The organism is Rubrivivax sp. JA1026, from assembly GCF_011065555.1.
Lineage (GTDB): Bacteria > Pseudomonadota > Gammaproteobacteria > Burkholderiales > Burkholderiaceae_C > Rubrivivax > Rubrivivax benzoatilyticus.
Genome location: NZ_JAALCQ010000001.1, coordinates 555,420 through 569,623 on the forward strand (window position 1 = coordinate 555,420; position 14,204 = coordinate 569,623).

The 14,204-nt window shown below is 71.9% G+C and carries 18 protein-coding genes; 11 read left to right on the top strand and 7 right to left on the bottom strand.

Features of this window, described 5'->3' with window-relative positions; all coding sequences use genetic code 11:
- Positions 1 to 138: 138 nt before the first annotated feature.
- Positions 139 to 1,635 (top strand): methyl-accepting chemotaxis protein, encoded by a 1,497-nt coding sequence (locus G5B56_RS02510; RefSeq protein WP_164962220.1) that lies wholly within the window; start codon positions 139 to 141, stop codon positions 1,633 to 1,635.
- 7 nt (positions 1,636 to 1,642) lie between these two features.
- Here the strand turns inward: G5B56_RS02510 and G5B56_RS02515 are convergent, their stop codons facing one another.
- Positions 1,643 to 3,469 carry a long-chain fatty acid--CoA ligase gene (locus G5B56_RS02515; RefSeq protein WP_164962221.1) on the bottom strand — a complete coding sequence of 609 codons (1,827 nt, stop codon included), beginning with the start codon at positions 3,467 to 3,469 and terminating at the stop codon, positions 1,643 to 1,645.
- A 283-nt stretch (positions 3,470 to 3,752) separates the two neighbouring features.
- Here G5B56_RS02515 and G5B56_RS02520 point away from each other — a divergent pair, with 283 nt between their 5' ends.
- The 7 genes from G5B56_RS02520 (at position 3,753) to G5B56_RS02550 (ending at position 8,555) form a co-directional block, all read left to right on the top strand.
- Positions 3,753 to 4,340, top strand: coding sequence for a thermostable hemolysin (locus tag G5B56_RS02520; RefSeq protein ID WP_240920628.1), 588 nt, complete (start codon positions 3,753 to 3,755; stop codon positions 4,338 to 4,340).
- Positions 4,337 to 5,782, top strand: a complete 1,446-nt coding sequence (locus G5B56_RS02525) for an AMP-binding protein (protein ID WP_164962223.1) — start codon at positions 4,337 to 4,339, stop codon at positions 5,780 to 5,782. Before G5B56_RS02520 ends, G5B56_RS02525 begins: the two co-directional genes overlap by 4 nt.
- Positions 5,783 to 5,788: 6 nt before the next feature.
- Positions 5,789 to 6,466 (top strand): TenA family transcriptional regulator, encoded by a 678-nt coding sequence (locus G5B56_RS02530; protein WP_164962224.1) that lies wholly within the window; start codon positions 5,789 to 5,791, stop codon positions 6,464 to 6,466.
- Positions 6,463 to 7,233, top strand: a complete 771-nt coding sequence (locus G5B56_RS02535) for an SDR family oxidoreductase (RefSeq protein WP_009856452.1) — start codon at positions 6,463 to 6,465, stop codon at positions 7,231 to 7,233. Before G5B56_RS02530 ends, G5B56_RS02535 begins: the two co-directional genes overlap by 4 nt.
- Complete coding sequence (locus G5B56_RS02540; RefSeq protein WP_164962225.1) at positions 7,230 to 7,880, top strand: tetratricopeptide repeat protein; 651 nt, start codon at positions 7,230 to 7,232, stop codon at positions 7,878 to 7,880. Before G5B56_RS02535 ends, G5B56_RS02540 begins: the two co-directional genes overlap by 4 nt.
- 85 nt (positions 7,881 to 7,965) lie before the next feature.
- The gene (locus tag G5B56_RS02545) at positions 7,966 to 8,160 is read left to right on the top strand and encodes a type II toxin-antitoxin system VapB family antitoxin (RefSeq protein ID WP_132646477.1); all 195 of its coding nucleotides are present in this window, start codon (positions 7,966 to 7,968) and stop codon (positions 8,158 to 8,160) included.
- Complete coding sequence (locus G5B56_RS02550) at positions 8,157 to 8,555, top strand: PIN domain nuclease (protein WP_164962226.1); 399 nt, start codon at positions 8,157 to 8,159, stop codon at positions 8,553 to 8,555. Before G5B56_RS02545 ends, G5B56_RS02550 begins: the two co-directional genes overlap by 4 nt.
- Positions 8,556 to 8,569: 14 nt before the next feature.
- On the opposite strand, the gene G5B56_RS02555 is transcribed toward G5B56_RS02550, so the two are convergent.
- From G5B56_RS02555 to G5B56_RS02565, 3 genes are all read right to left on the bottom strand, one after another.
- Complete coding sequence (locus tag G5B56_RS02555) at positions 8,570 to 8,893, bottom strand: hypothetical protein (protein WP_164962227.1); 324 nt, start codon at positions 8,891 to 8,893, stop codon at positions 8,570 to 8,572.
- Positions 8,894 to 8,962: 69 nt separating this feature from the next.
- Positions 8,963 to 9,733: a hypothetical protein gene (locus G5B56_RS02560; protein ID WP_164962228.1), complete on the bottom strand. Its 771-nt coding sequence runs from the start codon at positions 9,731 to 9,733 to the stop codon at positions 8,963 to 8,965.
- A 24-nt stretch (positions 9,734 to 9,757) separates the two neighbouring features.
- Positions 9,758 to 10,621: a hypothetical protein gene (locus tag G5B56_RS02565; RefSeq protein WP_164962229.1), complete on the bottom strand. Its 864-nt coding sequence runs from the start codon at positions 10,619 to 10,621 to the stop codon at positions 9,758 to 9,760.
- 187 nt (positions 10,622 to 10,808) lie between these two features.
- Here G5B56_RS02565 and G5B56_RS02570 point away from each other — a divergent pair, with 187 nt between their 5' ends.
- The 3 genes from G5B56_RS02570 (at position 10,809) to G5B56_RS02580 (ending at position 11,736) form a co-directional block, all read left to right on the top strand.
- Positions 10,809 to 11,060 carry a type II toxin-antitoxin system ParD family antitoxin gene (locus G5B56_RS02570; protein ID WP_164962230.1) on the top strand — a complete coding sequence of 84 codons (252 nt, stop codon included), beginning with the start codon at positions 10,809 to 10,811 and terminating at the stop codon, positions 11,058 to 11,060.
- The gene (locus G5B56_RS02575; protein ID WP_164962231.1) at positions 11,057 to 11,386 is read left to right on the top strand and encodes a type II toxin-antitoxin system RelE/ParE family toxin; all 330 of its coding nucleotides are present in this window, start codon (positions 11,057 to 11,059) and stop codon (positions 11,384 to 11,386) included. The genes G5B56_RS02570 and G5B56_RS02575 overlap by 4 nt, the downstream gene beginning before the upstream one ends.
- 62 nt (positions 11,387 to 11,448) lie before the next feature.
- Positions 11,449 to 11,736, top strand: a complete 288-nt coding sequence (locus G5B56_RS02580; protein WP_164962232.1) for a type II toxin-antitoxin system HicA family toxin — start codon at positions 11,449 to 11,451, stop codon at positions 11,734 to 11,736.
- A gap of 37 nt (positions 11,737 to 11,773) precedes the next feature.
- Here G5B56_RS02580 and G5B56_RS02585 read toward each other — a convergent pair whose 3' ends face one another.
- The 3 genes from G5B56_RS02585 to G5B56_RS02595 all read right to left on the bottom strand — a co-directional run bounded on the left by G5B56_RS02585 (position 11,774) and on the right by G5B56_RS02595 (position 14,195).
- A complete protein-coding gene (locus G5B56_RS02585) occupies positions 11,774 to 12,466 on the bottom strand; it encodes a hypothetical protein (protein WP_164962233.1) in 693 nt (230 codons plus the stop codon).
- A gap of 25 nt (positions 12,467 to 12,491) precedes the next feature.
- On the bottom strand, positions 12,492 to 12,887 hold the full coding sequence (locus G5B56_RS02590) for a GFA family protein (RefSeq protein ID WP_009856444.1): 396 nt from the start codon (positions 12,885 to 12,887) through the stop codon (positions 12,492 to 12,494).
- Between the two features lie 90 nt (positions 12,888 to 12,977).
- Positions 12,978 to 14,195, bottom strand: coding sequence for a hypothetical protein (locus G5B56_RS02595; protein ID WP_164962234.1), 1,218 nt, complete (start codon positions 14,193 to 14,195; stop codon positions 12,978 to 12,980).
- Between the last annotated feature and the right edge of the window lie 9 nt (positions 14,196 to 14,204).

Genomic DNA, 14,204 nt, shown 5'->3' on the forward strand with positions numbered 1-14,204 from the left:
GGCGCGCGGCGTGCGCCGTGCCGGGCGTGCGTTATTGCCGCCCGGCGCCGATCGTGATGGTCTTCATGCTTCGGCAATAGTATGCGAAATAGCAAAAGTGATATTTTGACGTCTTCGCCCACTCGGCCTGCCTGCCTCATGAAGTCGAACCTGCCGGTCACACAGGTCGAACGGGACTATCCCGACACGCTGATGCTGGTCTCGACGACCGATGTCCAGGGGCGCATCACGCATTGCAACGCTGCTTTCGCGGAGGTCAGCGGTTATGCCGCCGACGAGCTGCTCGGGCGGGCGCACAACGTCGTGCGCCATCCCGACACGCCGCCGGCGCTGTTCGCCGACATGTGGGCGACGATCGGGGCCGGCCGGCCCTGGTGCGGCGTGCTGAAGAACCGCTGCCGCAACGGCGACCACTACTGGGTGGTCGCCAACGTCACGCCGGTGCTCGCCGACGGCCGCGTCGTCGCCTTCATGTCGGTGCGCCACCGGCCCACGCCGCAGCAGGTGCACGAGGCCGAGGCGCGCTACGCCCGCCTGGCACAGGCCGATGGCGCGCCGGCCCCGGGCGCCCGTCGCCGGTGGCCGAGCAGCCCGACGCCGGCCCTGGCCGCCGGGCTGGCCGCCGTGCTCGTGCTGGCGCTGGCGCCGCTCGGACCGCTGGCGCCACTGCGTCTGCCACTGGCGGTTGCCGCGGCCGTCCTGCTGCTGGCCTGGTTCCAGCGGCGTGTCGCCGGGCAGCTGCGGCTGGCCACGGTGGCTGCCGGCCGCCTGGCCGCCTGCGACCTTGCCACCCGCAGCGACCACGATCTCGCCGCGCCACTGGGGCCGCTGCAGCAGGCCATCTGGCTGGCCAACCTCAACATGCGCGCCGTGGTCGACGACGTGCGCCGCGAGATCGGCCGCATCGCCGGTGCCGCCGAGGAGATCGCGCAGGGCAGCCGTGGCCTGTCGACGCTGGCCGGGCAGCAGTCGGGCGACGTGCAGGTGACGGCCGTGGCGATGGAGCAGATCACGCGTTCGGCCGAGGCCGTGGCCGACACCGCGCGCGAAGTCGATGCCGCCGCCGACGAGGCGCGCCAGACGGTGCGCCGCAGCGGCCAGTCGGCATCGGCGATGCTGACGACGATGGCCTCGATCGAGCGCGCCACACGCGCCGCCGCCGATTCCATCGACCTGATGGAAGGCATTGCCGACCAGACCGAGCTGCTGGCACGCGAGGCCTCGGTCAGCGCGGCGCGCGCCGGCGAGGAGGGCATCGCCTACGCGGTCGTGGCCGCACGCATCGGCGCGCTGGCGCACCGCAGCCGCAGCGCGGCCAACCAGGCGCGTGCGCTGATCGCGGCCTGTGCGGCCCATGTCGCCGAAGGGGCGAGCCGCGCCGAGGCGGCGCGTGCCGATGCCGACGCTGCAGCCCAGGCCGTCGGCCATGTCGCCGACCGCCAGCGCGAGATCTCCACCGCCACCGACGAGCAGGCGCGTGGTGTCTGCGAGGCCACGCGGGCGATGGCGCGCCTCGACGAGGCGGCCGGCGAGAACGCCGCGCTGGCCGAGCAGTCGGCCGCCGCCGGCCAGGCGCTGCGCGAACGTGCGGCGGCGCTGGCGCGGGCGGTGGCGGTGTTCCGCGTCGGTGCCTGACCCCGGCTCAGCGCCGGTACAGCGCCTCGACCTGCTCGCCGTAGCGCGACTGGAGGTTGTTGCGCTTCAACTTGAGCGTCGGCGTGATCATCGTGCTCTCGATGGTCCAGGGCTCGGTCGTGAGCCACACCGCACGCGGCTGGGCGTAGTGCGGGAAGGCGGCGGTGGCGGCACGGATGCGCGCCAGCGCCGCCTCGCGCGCCGCCGGGGCCTGCAGCGACTCGGGCGCCGCCGGGTCCAGCCCGAGCGAGCGTGCCAGCCGCTCCCACGGCCCGGCGGCCAGCACGGCGATGCAGGCGATGAACGGCCGGTTGTCGCCGAAAGCCCAGGCGGCCTCGAACAGCGGGTCGGCGACGATCGCCATCTCCAGGTCGGTCGGCGCGATCTTCTCGCCGGTGGCGGTGACGATGATCTCCTTGACGCGGCCGACGATGCGGATGCGCCCGCCGTCCAGGCTGGCCTGGTCGCCGGTGTGCAGCCAGCCGCCTTCCAGCGCACGCGCCGTGTCCTCGGGGCGGTTCCAGTAGCCGCGCATGACGTTCGGGCCGCGCACCAGCAGCTCGCGGTTGTCGCCGATGCGCACCTCGACGCCGTCCAGCGGCCGGCCGACGCTGGCCGGGTCGTTGTCTTCCGGCGTGTTGCAGCTGATGACCGGCGTGCTCTCGGTCATGCCGTAGCCCTGCACGATCGGCAGGCCCAGGCCGAGGAAGCAGCGCGCGATCGGCGCTGACAGCGCCGCACCGCCGCTCACCGCCAGCCGCAGCCGGCCGCCGAACTGCGCCTGCAGCGGCGCGCTGACGCGGCTGGCCAGCAGCGGCCAGACCAGCGCGTCCCAGGCCGCCGGCACTGAGCCCGGCACCGGCAGCTTCTGCGCGCGGCAGAAACGCCGCCAGCCGACGGCCTGCGCCGTCTCGAACAGCCGTTTCTTCAGCGCCGAGCCTTCGAGCATCGTCTGCAGCTTGACGAACACCCGTTCGTAGATGCGCGGCACCGAGATCAGCACCGTCGGGCGCACCGTCTTCATGTCCTCGGGCAGGTGCTGAGTCGAGCGTGCGAAGGCCACCGTCGCGCCGGCGGCGATCGGCAGGTAGTAGCCGGCGGTGCGCTCGAAGGTGTGAGACAGCGGCAGGAAAGACAGGAAGACGTCGTCCGGCCGCGGCGCGATGCGCGCCAGCACCGCCTTCACGTTGGCCATCACGTTGCGGTGCGTGAGCATCACGCCCTTGGGCTTGCCGGTGGTGCCCGAGGTGTAGACCAGCGCCGCGAGCTCCTGCTCGTCGACCGGCACCGGCGCTGCGGGCGGCCGGGCCTGAGCCCGCGCCAGCCACTGCGCCAGCGACAGCAGCTCGGGCCCGCCGGTGGCCGCTGCGGCAGCGCCCTCGTCGCGCTCGCGGATCACCACCTGGCGCAGCGACGCCGGCAGCGCGCCGCAGCCGGCGATCGCCTGCCACTGGGCCTCGGTCTGCGTGACCAGCAGCTCGGCGCCGCTGTCGGCCAGGATGTAGGCGATCGACAGCGGGTTGTCGAGCGCGTGCATCGGCAGCGGCACGCAGCCGCGCGCGAGTGCCGCCTGGTCCAGCGTCACCGCGTCCAGGCCGTTGGGCAGCAGGATCGCGATGCGCGCGCCGCGTGCCGGGGCCAGCACGTCCAGTGCCGCGGCGCAGCGTTCGACACGGTCACCGAACTGGCGCCAGCTCCAGCTCACCCAGCCGCGTGTGTCCTCGTGTTCGCGGTAGGCCTCGGCGTCGGGGCTCAACGCGACGCGCCAGCGCAGCAGCTCGGGCAGGGTGCGGACGGAACTGAGGTCGAGGCTGGGGGGAGGTTGCGTTGACATGCCGCAATGGACGCCGTTTTCGAACGATCGTTCGATTCTGTCAGGCTCCGCACCGGAACGGGGCGGGAAACCGCCCAAGCCCATGGGATACGCGCCAAAGCCTTGCCAGGACGCGAGTTTCCGGTGCTCGGCGCGTGACGCGCTGCACGCCGCGGTGGTGCCCGGCGCTGTTGCGTTAATGCCGCGCTAATCGTCGGCCGCGAGCATCCTCCCCGTCAGCTGCCGCATTCCGCGGCAGCGCCTGAAGGGAGTCTGCATGCCGAGCATGCTGCGGGAGCCGGCCATGAGCCTCGTCCAACGTCCGGGCGCCGAGCCGCGCCTGCGCGTCTATCCGGGCGACGCCGGCGGTCGGCCCGAGGTCGAGGCGCTGGTGCGCCGCGTCTACCGTGAGCGCTACGAGGCCGACGTGCGCGAGTTCGCGCCGGCGATGGTCGGGCTGCACGACGGCAGCGGCGAACTCGTCGCTGCCGCCGGCTACCGCCCGGCACGCGACGGCGATCTGTTCCTGGAGCGTTATCTCGACGCGCCGGTCGAGCAGCTGCTCGGCGAACCGGCGGTGCGCGAGCGCATCGTCGAGGTCGGCCACCTGGCCGCCGCGCGTGCCGGCGAAGGCCGCCGCCTCATCACGCGCATCGGCCCGCACCTGGCCGAGCAGGGTTACGACTGGGTCGTCTGCACGCTGACCGTCGAGCTGCGCCACCTCTTCGTGCGCCTGGGCATCGCGCCGGTGACGCTGGGTGTCGCCGACCCGGCGGTGCTGGGCCGCGACGCCGCACGCTGGGGCACGTACTACGACCACCGGCCGCTGGTGCTGGCCGGCCGGCTGGACGCCGCGATCATGCGTTTCCGCCGCCGCGGGGGTGCGGCTTGAGGCCGGCGCTGGTCGACGGCGCCCGCGCCTGGAGCGCCGCCGAACTCGCCGCCGCCACCGAGGCCGCGGCCGGCTGGCTGCGGGCCCAGGGCACGCAGGTGCTGGCCACGCTGCTGGACAACGGCGCGGCCTTCGCCGTGTTCGACGACGCCGCGCGTGCCGCCGGTGTCGTGCACGTGCCGCTGCCGCTGTTCTTCGACGCCACGATGCTCGGCCACGTGCTGGCCTCGGCCGGCGTCGACACGCTGGTGGCTGCCGCGCCGCTGGCCGCGCGCTGGCCCGGGCTGCACTGGCAGCCGCTGGCGAGCGAGGCCGGCGATCTGGCCGCCGCGCGCCTGCCGGCGCTGCGGCCGACGCTGCCGGCCGGCACCGCCAAGATCACCTACACCTCGGGCAGCACCGGCACGCCCAAGGGCGTGTGCCTGACGGCCGCGGCGATGGACGCCGTGGCCGACGGCCTGGTGCAGGCGCTGGCGCCGCTGGCCATCGAACGCCACCTCGCCGCGCTGCCCTACGCGGTGCTGCTGGAGAACGTCGCCGGGCTGATGGCGCCGCGCCGCCAGGGCAGCACCGTGATCTGCCCGCCGCTGGCCGAGGTCGGCCTCGCCGGCTCGTCCAGCTTCGACCCGGCCCGGCTGCACGCCGCCGTCGAGCGCCACGAAGCGCAGAGCCTGATCCTGCTGCCGCAGATGCTGCGCGCCTGGTGCGGCTGGCTGGCCGCCACCGGCCGGCGCGCGCCGGCCTCGCTGCGTTTCGTCGCCGTCGGCGGCGCCGCGGTGGGCGCGCCGGTGCTGCACGCGGCGCGTGCGCTGGGCCTGCCGGCCTACGAAGGTTACGGCCTGTCCGAAGGCGCCTCGGTGCAGACGCTGAACCTGCCCGGGGCCGACAACGCCGGCAGCGCCGGCCGGCCGCTGCCGCACGCCCGCGTGCGCGTCGCCGCCGACGGCGAGCTGGAGGTCGGCGGCCCGCTGTTCGCCGGCTACGTCGGCGACGCCGCCGCGCGCCACGGCGACTGGTGGCCCACCGGCGACCTGGGCCGCATCGACGACGCCGGCTTCGTGCACGTCGTCGGCCGCAAGAAGAACCTGCTGATCACCGGCTACGGCCGCAACGTCTCGCCCGAATGGCCCGAGACCGCGCTGCGCTGCCAGCCGGCCGTCGCCCAGGCCGTGGTGCTCGGTGACGGCCAGCCGGCGCTGTCGGCGGTGCTCTGGCCGTCGTCGCCGGCGGTCGGCGACCACCAGCTCGACGCCGCGGTGGCCGCCGCCAACGCCACGCTGCCCGACTACGCCCGCGTCGCCCGCTGGACGCGCGCCGCCGACGCCTTCGACGCCGCCTCGGGCCTGGCCACGGCCAACGGCCGCCCGCGCCGCGACGCCATCCTCGCCCGCCATGCCGACGCCCTCGGGCTCGGCGCGGCGTCCGCCATCTCCTCCTGCTGACACGCCATGGGATTCCACGCCACCCTGCTCGAACAGACCACCGAGGCCCGCAACGGCCTGCTGGCCACGCCGATCATCCAGGGCGCGCTGCGCGGCGAGGTCTCGCGGCCCAGCTACCTGGCCTTTCTGCGCGAGGCCTTCCACCACGTGCGCCACACGGTGCCGCTGCTGAAGGCCGTGCGCGCCGCGCTGCCCGCGCACCACGCCTGGCTCGAAGGTCCGCTGGACGAGTACATCGAGGAGGAGTCCGGCCACGACGAGTGGATCCTCGACGACATCGCCCACGCCGGCGGCGACGCCGAAGCCGTGCGCCACGGAGCACCCGGCGTCGCCACCGAGGTCATGGTGGCCTACGCCTACGACACGATCGCGCGGCGCAACCCGCTGGGCTTCTTCGGCATGGTGCTGGTGCTCGAAGGCACCAGCGTGTCGCTGGCGCTGCACGCCGCCGACGCCATCCAGCAGGCGCTGGCGCTGCCCGACTCGGCCTTCAGCTACCTGCGCTCGCACGGCACGCTGGACCAGGAGCACGTGCAGCACTTCGAGCTGCTGATGGACCAGATCCACGACCCCGCCGACCAGGCCGCCATCGTGCACGCCGCGCGGGTGTTCTACCGCCTGTACGGCGACGTCTTCCGCAGCCTGCCGCTGCCGCAGCCGCAACCCGTCGAGGAGGCGGCATGAAGATCGACCAGACCCGCGTCGTGCTGACCGGCGCGGCCGGCGGCATCGGCCGCGCGATGGTGCAGGCGCTGGCCGAACAGGGCGCCGCGGTGCTCGGTGTCGGCCGCGGCGCCAGCGGCCCCGGCAACGCCTGGCAACGTGCCGACCTGGCCACGCCCGAAGGCCGCCAGGCTGTCGTGCAGGCGGCGGCCGACTGGAACGCCAACGTCGTCGTGCACGCCGCCGGCGTGCCGGCCTTCGGCGCGCTGGCCCAGGTGCCCGCGGCGCAGGTCGAGCAGGTGCTGCAGACCAACCTGCTGGCGCCGATGCTGCTGACCCAGGCGCTGCTGCCGCAGCTGCAACGCCAGCCGCGCGCCCAGATCGTCTTCGTCGGCTCGGTGCTGGGCCGCATCGGCCTGCCGGGCTTCTCGGTCTACGGCGCCAGCAAGGCCGGGCTGCACGGTTTTGCCGAGGCGCTGCGGCGCGAGCTGGCCGACGGCCCGGTGCGTGTGCAGACGCTGGCCCCGCGCAGCACGCGCACCGGCTTCAACGACGCCGCGGCGCAGGCCTACAACGTGTCGACCGGCGCCGCCAGCGACACGCCCGAGCTCGTCGCCCAGGCGCTGCTGCAGCTGATCGAGAGCGAGGCGCCCGAGCGCACGCTGGGCGGCGGCGAACGTGTCTTCGCCCGCCTGAACGGCCTGCTGGGTGCCTGGATGGACTCCGGCTTCAGCAAACATCGCCGCAGCCTGCCGGCGGCGGCCCCCACCCAAGGACAGACCCGATGAACATCCGCCGCTCCCTGCTGAGTTCCCTCGTCGTCGCCGCCGCCGCGCTGGCTGCGCTGCCGGTCGCCCAGGCCGGCCCGGTCGAGGACGCCGTCACCGCGCTGCAGCACGACTGGGAGGTGATCCGCTACCAGACCCCCGCCGCCGAGCGCGAGAAGCGTTTCGAGACCCTGGTGGCCAACGCCCACAAGACCAGCGAGAGCTTCCCCGGCCGCGCCGAGCCGCTGGTCTGGGAAGGCATCATCGTCAGCTCGCTGGCGGGCGAGAAGGGCGGGCTCGGCGCGCTGGGCCTCGTCAAGCAGGCCAAGGCGCTGTACGAACGTGCGATCCAGATCGACGGCAACACGCTCGACGGCTCGGCCTACAACAGCCTGGGCGTGCTGTACTACAAGGTGCCGGGCTGGCCGCTGGGCTTCGGCGACAAGGCGCGTGCCGGCCAGATGCTGCAGAAGGCGCTGGCGCTGAACCCGCAGGGCATCGACGCCAACTTCTTCTACGGCGAGTACCTGGTCGAGACCGGCCGCGAGGCCGACGCCGTGACCTACCTGCAGCGCGCCATCGACGCGCCGCCGCGCCCGGGCCGCCAGATCGCCGACGCCGGGCGGCGCGAGGAGGCGCGGCAGCTGCTGGTGAAGATCAAGCGCTGAGGCCGGGCCCGGGGGGGCGAGGCTCAGCGCCTCGCGTGAAGCCCGCGGCGCTATGATGTGTATTCAGTCGACATGGAGTACACACATGCGCACCAACATCGTGATCGACGACGAGTTGATGGCCGCCACGCTGAAGGCCACGGGGCTGAAGACCAAGCGCGAGGCGGTCGAGGCCGGCTTGCGCACGCTGCTGCGGCTGCAGCAGCAGACCGAACTGCGGCGGCTGCGTGGCAAGTACGAGTGGGTCGGTGACCTGGACGCGATGCGGCGCGACGCATGATCCTCGTCGACTCCAGCGTCTGGATCGACTTCTTCCGCGGCAAGTCCACGGCCCAGGCCGAGTGGCTGGACCGTCAGCTGGGCCTCGAACGCTTCGCCATCGGCGATCTGATCCTGGCCGAGGTGCTGCAGGGCTTTCGTGACGAGCGCGGCTTCGAGGAGGCCCGGCAACTGCTGGGCCGGCTGGAGCCGGTCGAGATCGGCGGCTTCGAGGTGGCGGTGCAGGCGGCGCGGCTGTACCGCCGTCTGCGTGCGGCCGGCGTCACCGTGCGCGGCACGGTCGACATGCTGATCGCGACGCGCTGCCTGCTCGACGGGCTGACGCTGCTGCACGCCGACCGCGACTTCGAGGCATTCGAGAGTCTGGGCCTGCGCGTCGTGGACTGCGGCGGCTGAGGCCGGGCCGGCCTTCAGCCCGGGTGAAGCCGGGCCACGGCACCCGCGGCCGGGGCTTCGTCCACCGTCTTCAGCTTGCGCAGGAAGGCCGGCGCGACGTTCCACTGCATGCCGGTTTCGGTGATCACGGTGACCGTCTTGCGGTTGTACTTGGTGATGATCCCGAACAGCACCGGGTGCCCGTCGGGCTGGAACGACACCTTCTCTCCGACGCGGAAGTCCATCATCTGCACGTGCGCCTTCATGTCGTGCAGCAGCTTCAGGCGCGCGACGATGCGGCGGTTGAGGTCGAGCAGTTGGGCTTCGTCCAGGGTGTCGATGTCGATGTCGATGCGCATGGCGGGTGGCGATGGGCGTGAACCGGGAGTTTGCCCGAGCACCCGGCGCGCGCCGGCCAAGGGCTCGCCTCAGCGCGCCTTCACGAGGCGCTTGACCGTCTGCTCGATGACCTCCGGCGCGGCGGCCCGCACGACGGACCGATGCACGATGTCCAGCTCCTGCGGCGACAGGCTGCCGCTTGCGGCGTGGGCGCAGATCTCCTGTGGCAACGGCGCGACGGGCATGTGCCACCGCGATTGCGGATCGCGCCAACTCAGCGCCGCGCCGGCCACCGGCTCCAGGCTGTTGCCGTCGACCAGCGCCACCAGCATGTAGGCGTGCGTGGCGCACAGACCCCGCCCGCCGGTGAAGCCCAGGCCTTCGACCAGGTACTGGGTCAAGGCGACCGGGGCCTGGGTCCAGTCGCGCACCACGACGGCCAGCAGGTCGGCCTGCGTCTGCTGCACGATGGCCCGCAGCTGCGGTGCTGCGGCTTCCCAGTCGGGCTGGCCCTTGCCGTTGATGCCCTTGCGCACGTAGAGCGTGCGCAGCAGGTCTTTCTGCAGTGGCCCGTGCACGGGCCGGGCGCTGATGCCGAACGAATGCGTGATCGCTTCGGCGTAGAGGTCGGCATAGCGCTCGTCCAAACCCCAACCGGGCACGTCGAACGGAACGTCGTCGCTTTGGAGCAAGCCCTGGCGCGTGTAGCGCACGGTGTCGCCGAGCACCGAGACGACGGCGATCGACTTGGCCTTCTGCAGCGTGGCGGGAGGGACGGTCACGCCGTTGAGCGTGACGGCGCAGCCGGCGATCAGCGAGGCGGCGAGCAGCGTGGCGAGGGTGGCGAGACGTCGGAGCATGTCGATCGGCGTTGAAACAGGTTTTCAGCGGGCGGGCACGAGTTCCCAGCCCTCGGGCCGCCAGCGCAGCAGCAGCGGGGCCAGCGGGTTGGGCGCGCGCGCCATCGTGTCGGCCACCAGCGCACGCAACGCGGCCAGGCCGGCCGGCGAATCGTCGGCCGAGTACAGCAGCAGGTCGGTGGCCGGCACCGCGACGACGAGCACGCCGTCCTGGGCCTCGGCCAGACCGGCCCAGCTGTCGTGCAGCAGCAGCCGGCTGGGCTGGTAGACGTCGTCGGCCAGCACGCCCAGCCGGCCTGGCGCGACCGGCGGCGCCGCCACCGCCAGCGGCACCAGGCGCGTGCGCAGGTTCTGCAGGCCGCGGGCGTAGGCCTGATCGTCGTCGAGCCCGAGCTCTTCACGCTGCCCGCTGCCCAGCAGTTGCACCGAACGTTCGCCGTCGAGCACTGGCACGGCCATCAGCCCGCCGAAGAAGGGCCGGGCGTCCAGCCGGCCCGGGACGCGGCCGCCGGCGATCGACGCCCGGGCGCTGACGACGTAGGCCGCCGAGCGCAGCACGATGCGCAGCGCGTCGGCGCCGGGCTTGGCCTCGGCGTCGCCCATTGCAATGGTGATGTCGTGCAGGAAGGCCTCCAGCCGCTCGGCGCAGCCTTCGGCGTTGCGCTGGCAGAAGGCGTGGATGCGGTCGAGGTTGATCTGGGCGTCACCCAGGCCCAGCGTCAGCGGGCCCAGCACGGTGACCGGCCTGGACGGCAGCGTGCGCTGCAACTGCCCGGCCGCGTGGCGCGTGAACGGCTCCTCGTCCAGCGGGACCGGCTGCGCGGCGGCGGTGGTGGTGGCCAGGAACAGGGCCAGAGGGGCGAGCGGGGCGAGCAGGCGGTGGCGCATGGTGGGCAGGGCGTGCGGCCGACAGCATAGGCGGCGGCCGTGCCGCGGCGTCCCCTGCTTCGGGTGGCGTGGCGCCGGGGCGTCGCTTGCCGGAGGGACGCCGTGGCGCCCCTCGGCCCCTCGGGGTTGGCAAGCTGTTCGAGGCAGCACGTTTGCCAATTTTTGCCAAGGCGCCTAGGCTCATGCGATGGGCACGATGAACATCTCCCTCCCCGATGCGCTGAAGAGCTTCGTCGACGAGCAGGTCAGCCGGCGAGGCTACGGCACCAGCAGCGAGTACGTGCGCGAGCTGATCCGCCAGGACCAGGAGCGCCAGCAGCTGCGTGGCCTGCTGCTGGCCGGCGCTGCGTCGGCCCCGGCCGTGGTGGCTGACGACGCCTACTTCGACGGGCTGCGCGAGCGCGTGCGCACGGCCACCGTACCGCGCCGCAAAGCGTGAAGCGCAAGCCCGTCGTCGCGCGCCAGCAGGCCGTCGACGATGTCGCGCAGGCGCTGGACTTCTACCTCGCCGAAGGGGCCGGGACGGCGGCTGCAGGCTTCGTCGACGCGCTGGAGCAGGCGTACGCGCACATCGGCCGGCATCCGGCGAGCGCTTCGCCGCGCCTGGGGCACGAGCTGAGCCTTCCCGGCCTGCGCGCCTGGCCGCTGAAGCGCTACCCGTACCTCGTGTTCTACGTCGAGCGCGACGATCACGTCGACGTCTGGCGCGTGCTGCACGGCCAGCGCGACCTCCCGGCCTGGCTGCGCGAGCCGGGCGATGCTTGATCCTTCGTAGACCGGCGCCGCGACCGTCGGCTACGCTCATGCGTCAGCTCCAGGAGCCGTGCATGAGCCGTCATCACACGAACCTGATCCGCGCGCTGTTCCACGACCCGCCGCCGCACAACCTGCACTGGCGCGACGTCGAGTCGCTGCTGAAGCACGTCGGCGCGACGCTGGAGCCGATCTCCGGCGCGCGCCTGCGTGTCACGCTGGGCAAGGTGGAAGACATCCTGCACCGGCCGCACGGCGGCGACGAGCTCGACCGGCAGTCGGTGCTGCACGTGCGCACCTTCCTGGGCCGCGCCGGCGTGACGCCCGCGGCCTACGAGTCGCGCGGCGACGCGGCGGGCTGAGCCGGGGCGCGCCCGGCGGCCCAGCCCCCTGCCCCCCTCACCAGCAGTACTTTTCCTGCATCTGGTTGGCCTCGCGGGTGGCCGCGACACGGGCGCGAAGCTCCGGCGTCGCCAGCGCGTCGCGTTCGCGCGCGGCCTGCGTGCGCAGATCGGCGAGCGCAGCCTCGAGGTGGGCCTGGCGGTCCCCCGGGCGTGCCGGCAGCGCGTCGATCAACAGCGCCCGGTACGGGTGCGCCGCCACCCAGTCCAGCGCCGCCTGGCGTTGCCGCGCCTGGCGTCCCAGGTCGCAGAAGGCGTAGCCGTTGAGGTCGGGCCCGGCGGTGACGGCGAAGTCCCTCGTCGCCTGGGCCACCTGGACGAGCGCCGGATGCGACATGTCCAGCACCGCGGCCAGCGTCGCGTAGCGGTCCTTGGCGGCGTAGAACCAGAACACGGCCTCGTCGCGCAGGCCGACGTCGTAGAGCCGGATCGCCAGCACCATCAGCGTCATCGGCGTGACGAGCTCGGGTGTCGCGCGGATGGACCTCGCGACGTCGGCGATGACGGCCGGATCGTGGCTCGCCAGCCGTTCGTCGAAGGCCTTGCCGACCGCCACCTGCGGGCGGCCGCCGTCGTCGGCCGCGGCGGCGTAGTAGGGCAGCACGTAGACGCCGATGCGGCGCACCGGTTCGGCGGCCGTGGCCGACGCCGAGGCCAGCGCCAGGGCGAGCGAGACGAGCAGGGGTTTCATCTTCTATGGGCCGGCGGCGCCGGTCTCAGGGGATGTGTTCGGCCTCGGGCGGCGGCTGCACCCAGCCGTGTTTTCGCTCTTCGTAGACCGAGACGGTGGGCGGCGGGAAAGCCGGGTCGGCAAACGCGCCGACGGGGATCGCGACCGCCTCCGGCATGTCGTCGACGACGTACCAGACCGTCGCGCCGCAGGCCGGGCAGAAGTGGAAACGCACCCGGCCGCCGTCGTCGCCGACACGCACGAACTCGGTCGAGGCGCCGGCGAGCACCACGTCCTCGCGCCGGAAGCGCGCCTGCTGCCCGAACACGCTGCCGGTGCGGCGCTGGCAGGCCAGGCAGTGGCAGATCGAGACGCGCAGCGGCTCGCCGCTCACCGTGGCGGTGAGGCGGCCGCAGGAGCAGGAGGCGAGGCGGGTGGGCATGGCGGCACTTCGACTGATGGGCAATGATGGCGGGGTGTCGAACGCGTTGATATCGCCGAGGCCCTCCCGGTATGCGCCAAAAAGCCTTCGCTAACTTGAGAAGCCGCGCTGCCTCAGGATTCGCTCGATCGCGCCAGGGTTGCCCAGTCGTCGGATCAGGGCGAACAACATGCGGTAGCCGGCAGAGCCATGGTGATGGTTACTGGGCGACCGTAGTTCCTCGGCCAGCTCATCGTAGGTCATGAATTGCCAGTCGACGAACTCATAGTCTTTTCGCGGGAGCAACTTGAGGCGGTTGTCGAGCTCCGATGAATCGATTGCCAGGGCGATCGATGCGCAAAGGGAGACGTTCATCGTGTCGGCTTCGAGGAAGACAGACATTACCCTGACATCCTCTTCGTTGAGTTCGCTCGGTCCTATGCCGAGTTCCTCGTCGAGCATCCGATGTGACCAGTACAGGATGACCGAATCATTGCGAACGAGGTCCTCGGGAATGAGTTGTTCTTCCAGCGAGCACGACCAGTTCCCGGGGTAGTAGGCGACCTTGCTGGATCGCTTCGTCAACAGGACTCGGTCGTCGGCCGTCGTGACGATAGCGTGAAGGCATAGCGCGTGCGGGAAGCCGATGGTCCCGTTGACTACCTCGCGAAGCATCGCTTCACGCCACTCCGCGTCCGGTACCAGGCGTTCCTCCTTGAACTTGCACTGGCTGTACCGTGCCAGACGAGTTTCGAGTACGAGCCTGGGACTATCGACGAACGAAACCGGATTGCGGGTCAACCAGACTTTGACGCCGTCATCTGCCAGCCGGTGCCTGTCATGGTTGTCTCCGCAAAAGGTGGCGTAGGCTTCCTGCACATCTTGGGGGAAGCTGAAGTGCTGCGCCCGGTGGTCAAAACTGACTTCGTCGTGACGCCAGCCGCTGTAGATGTTTGGAGCTGACTGCAGCGTCACCGAACTGCCCCAGGCCATCCCCGAGATCGGAGCGACCAGCTCCGATCGGTACTTCTTCAGGATCTTCGAGAACACTTCAGTACGTTGCCGTCGCCTGTTGAAAAGCATCAGTTTCCTGATGCCGAACGGCAGTCCGATAACCACGATAAGGGCGATCCACGACAGGGTGTTGTTGTCGCGCTGGGAGAAGTCGAAAGTCCCGCGAATGGCCTTGAAGAAAGTCGTGTTGCTCTCGTTGACCTCGTTGGTGAAGCGACCGAGCAGGAAGCCCGAGGCAATGGATCGCAGAGCCAGTGCGTACTTGTCGAGTGTCTGCTCGGCACGGAGCAGGAAGCTATCGAGACGCGAGTTCAAGTTTCTCCT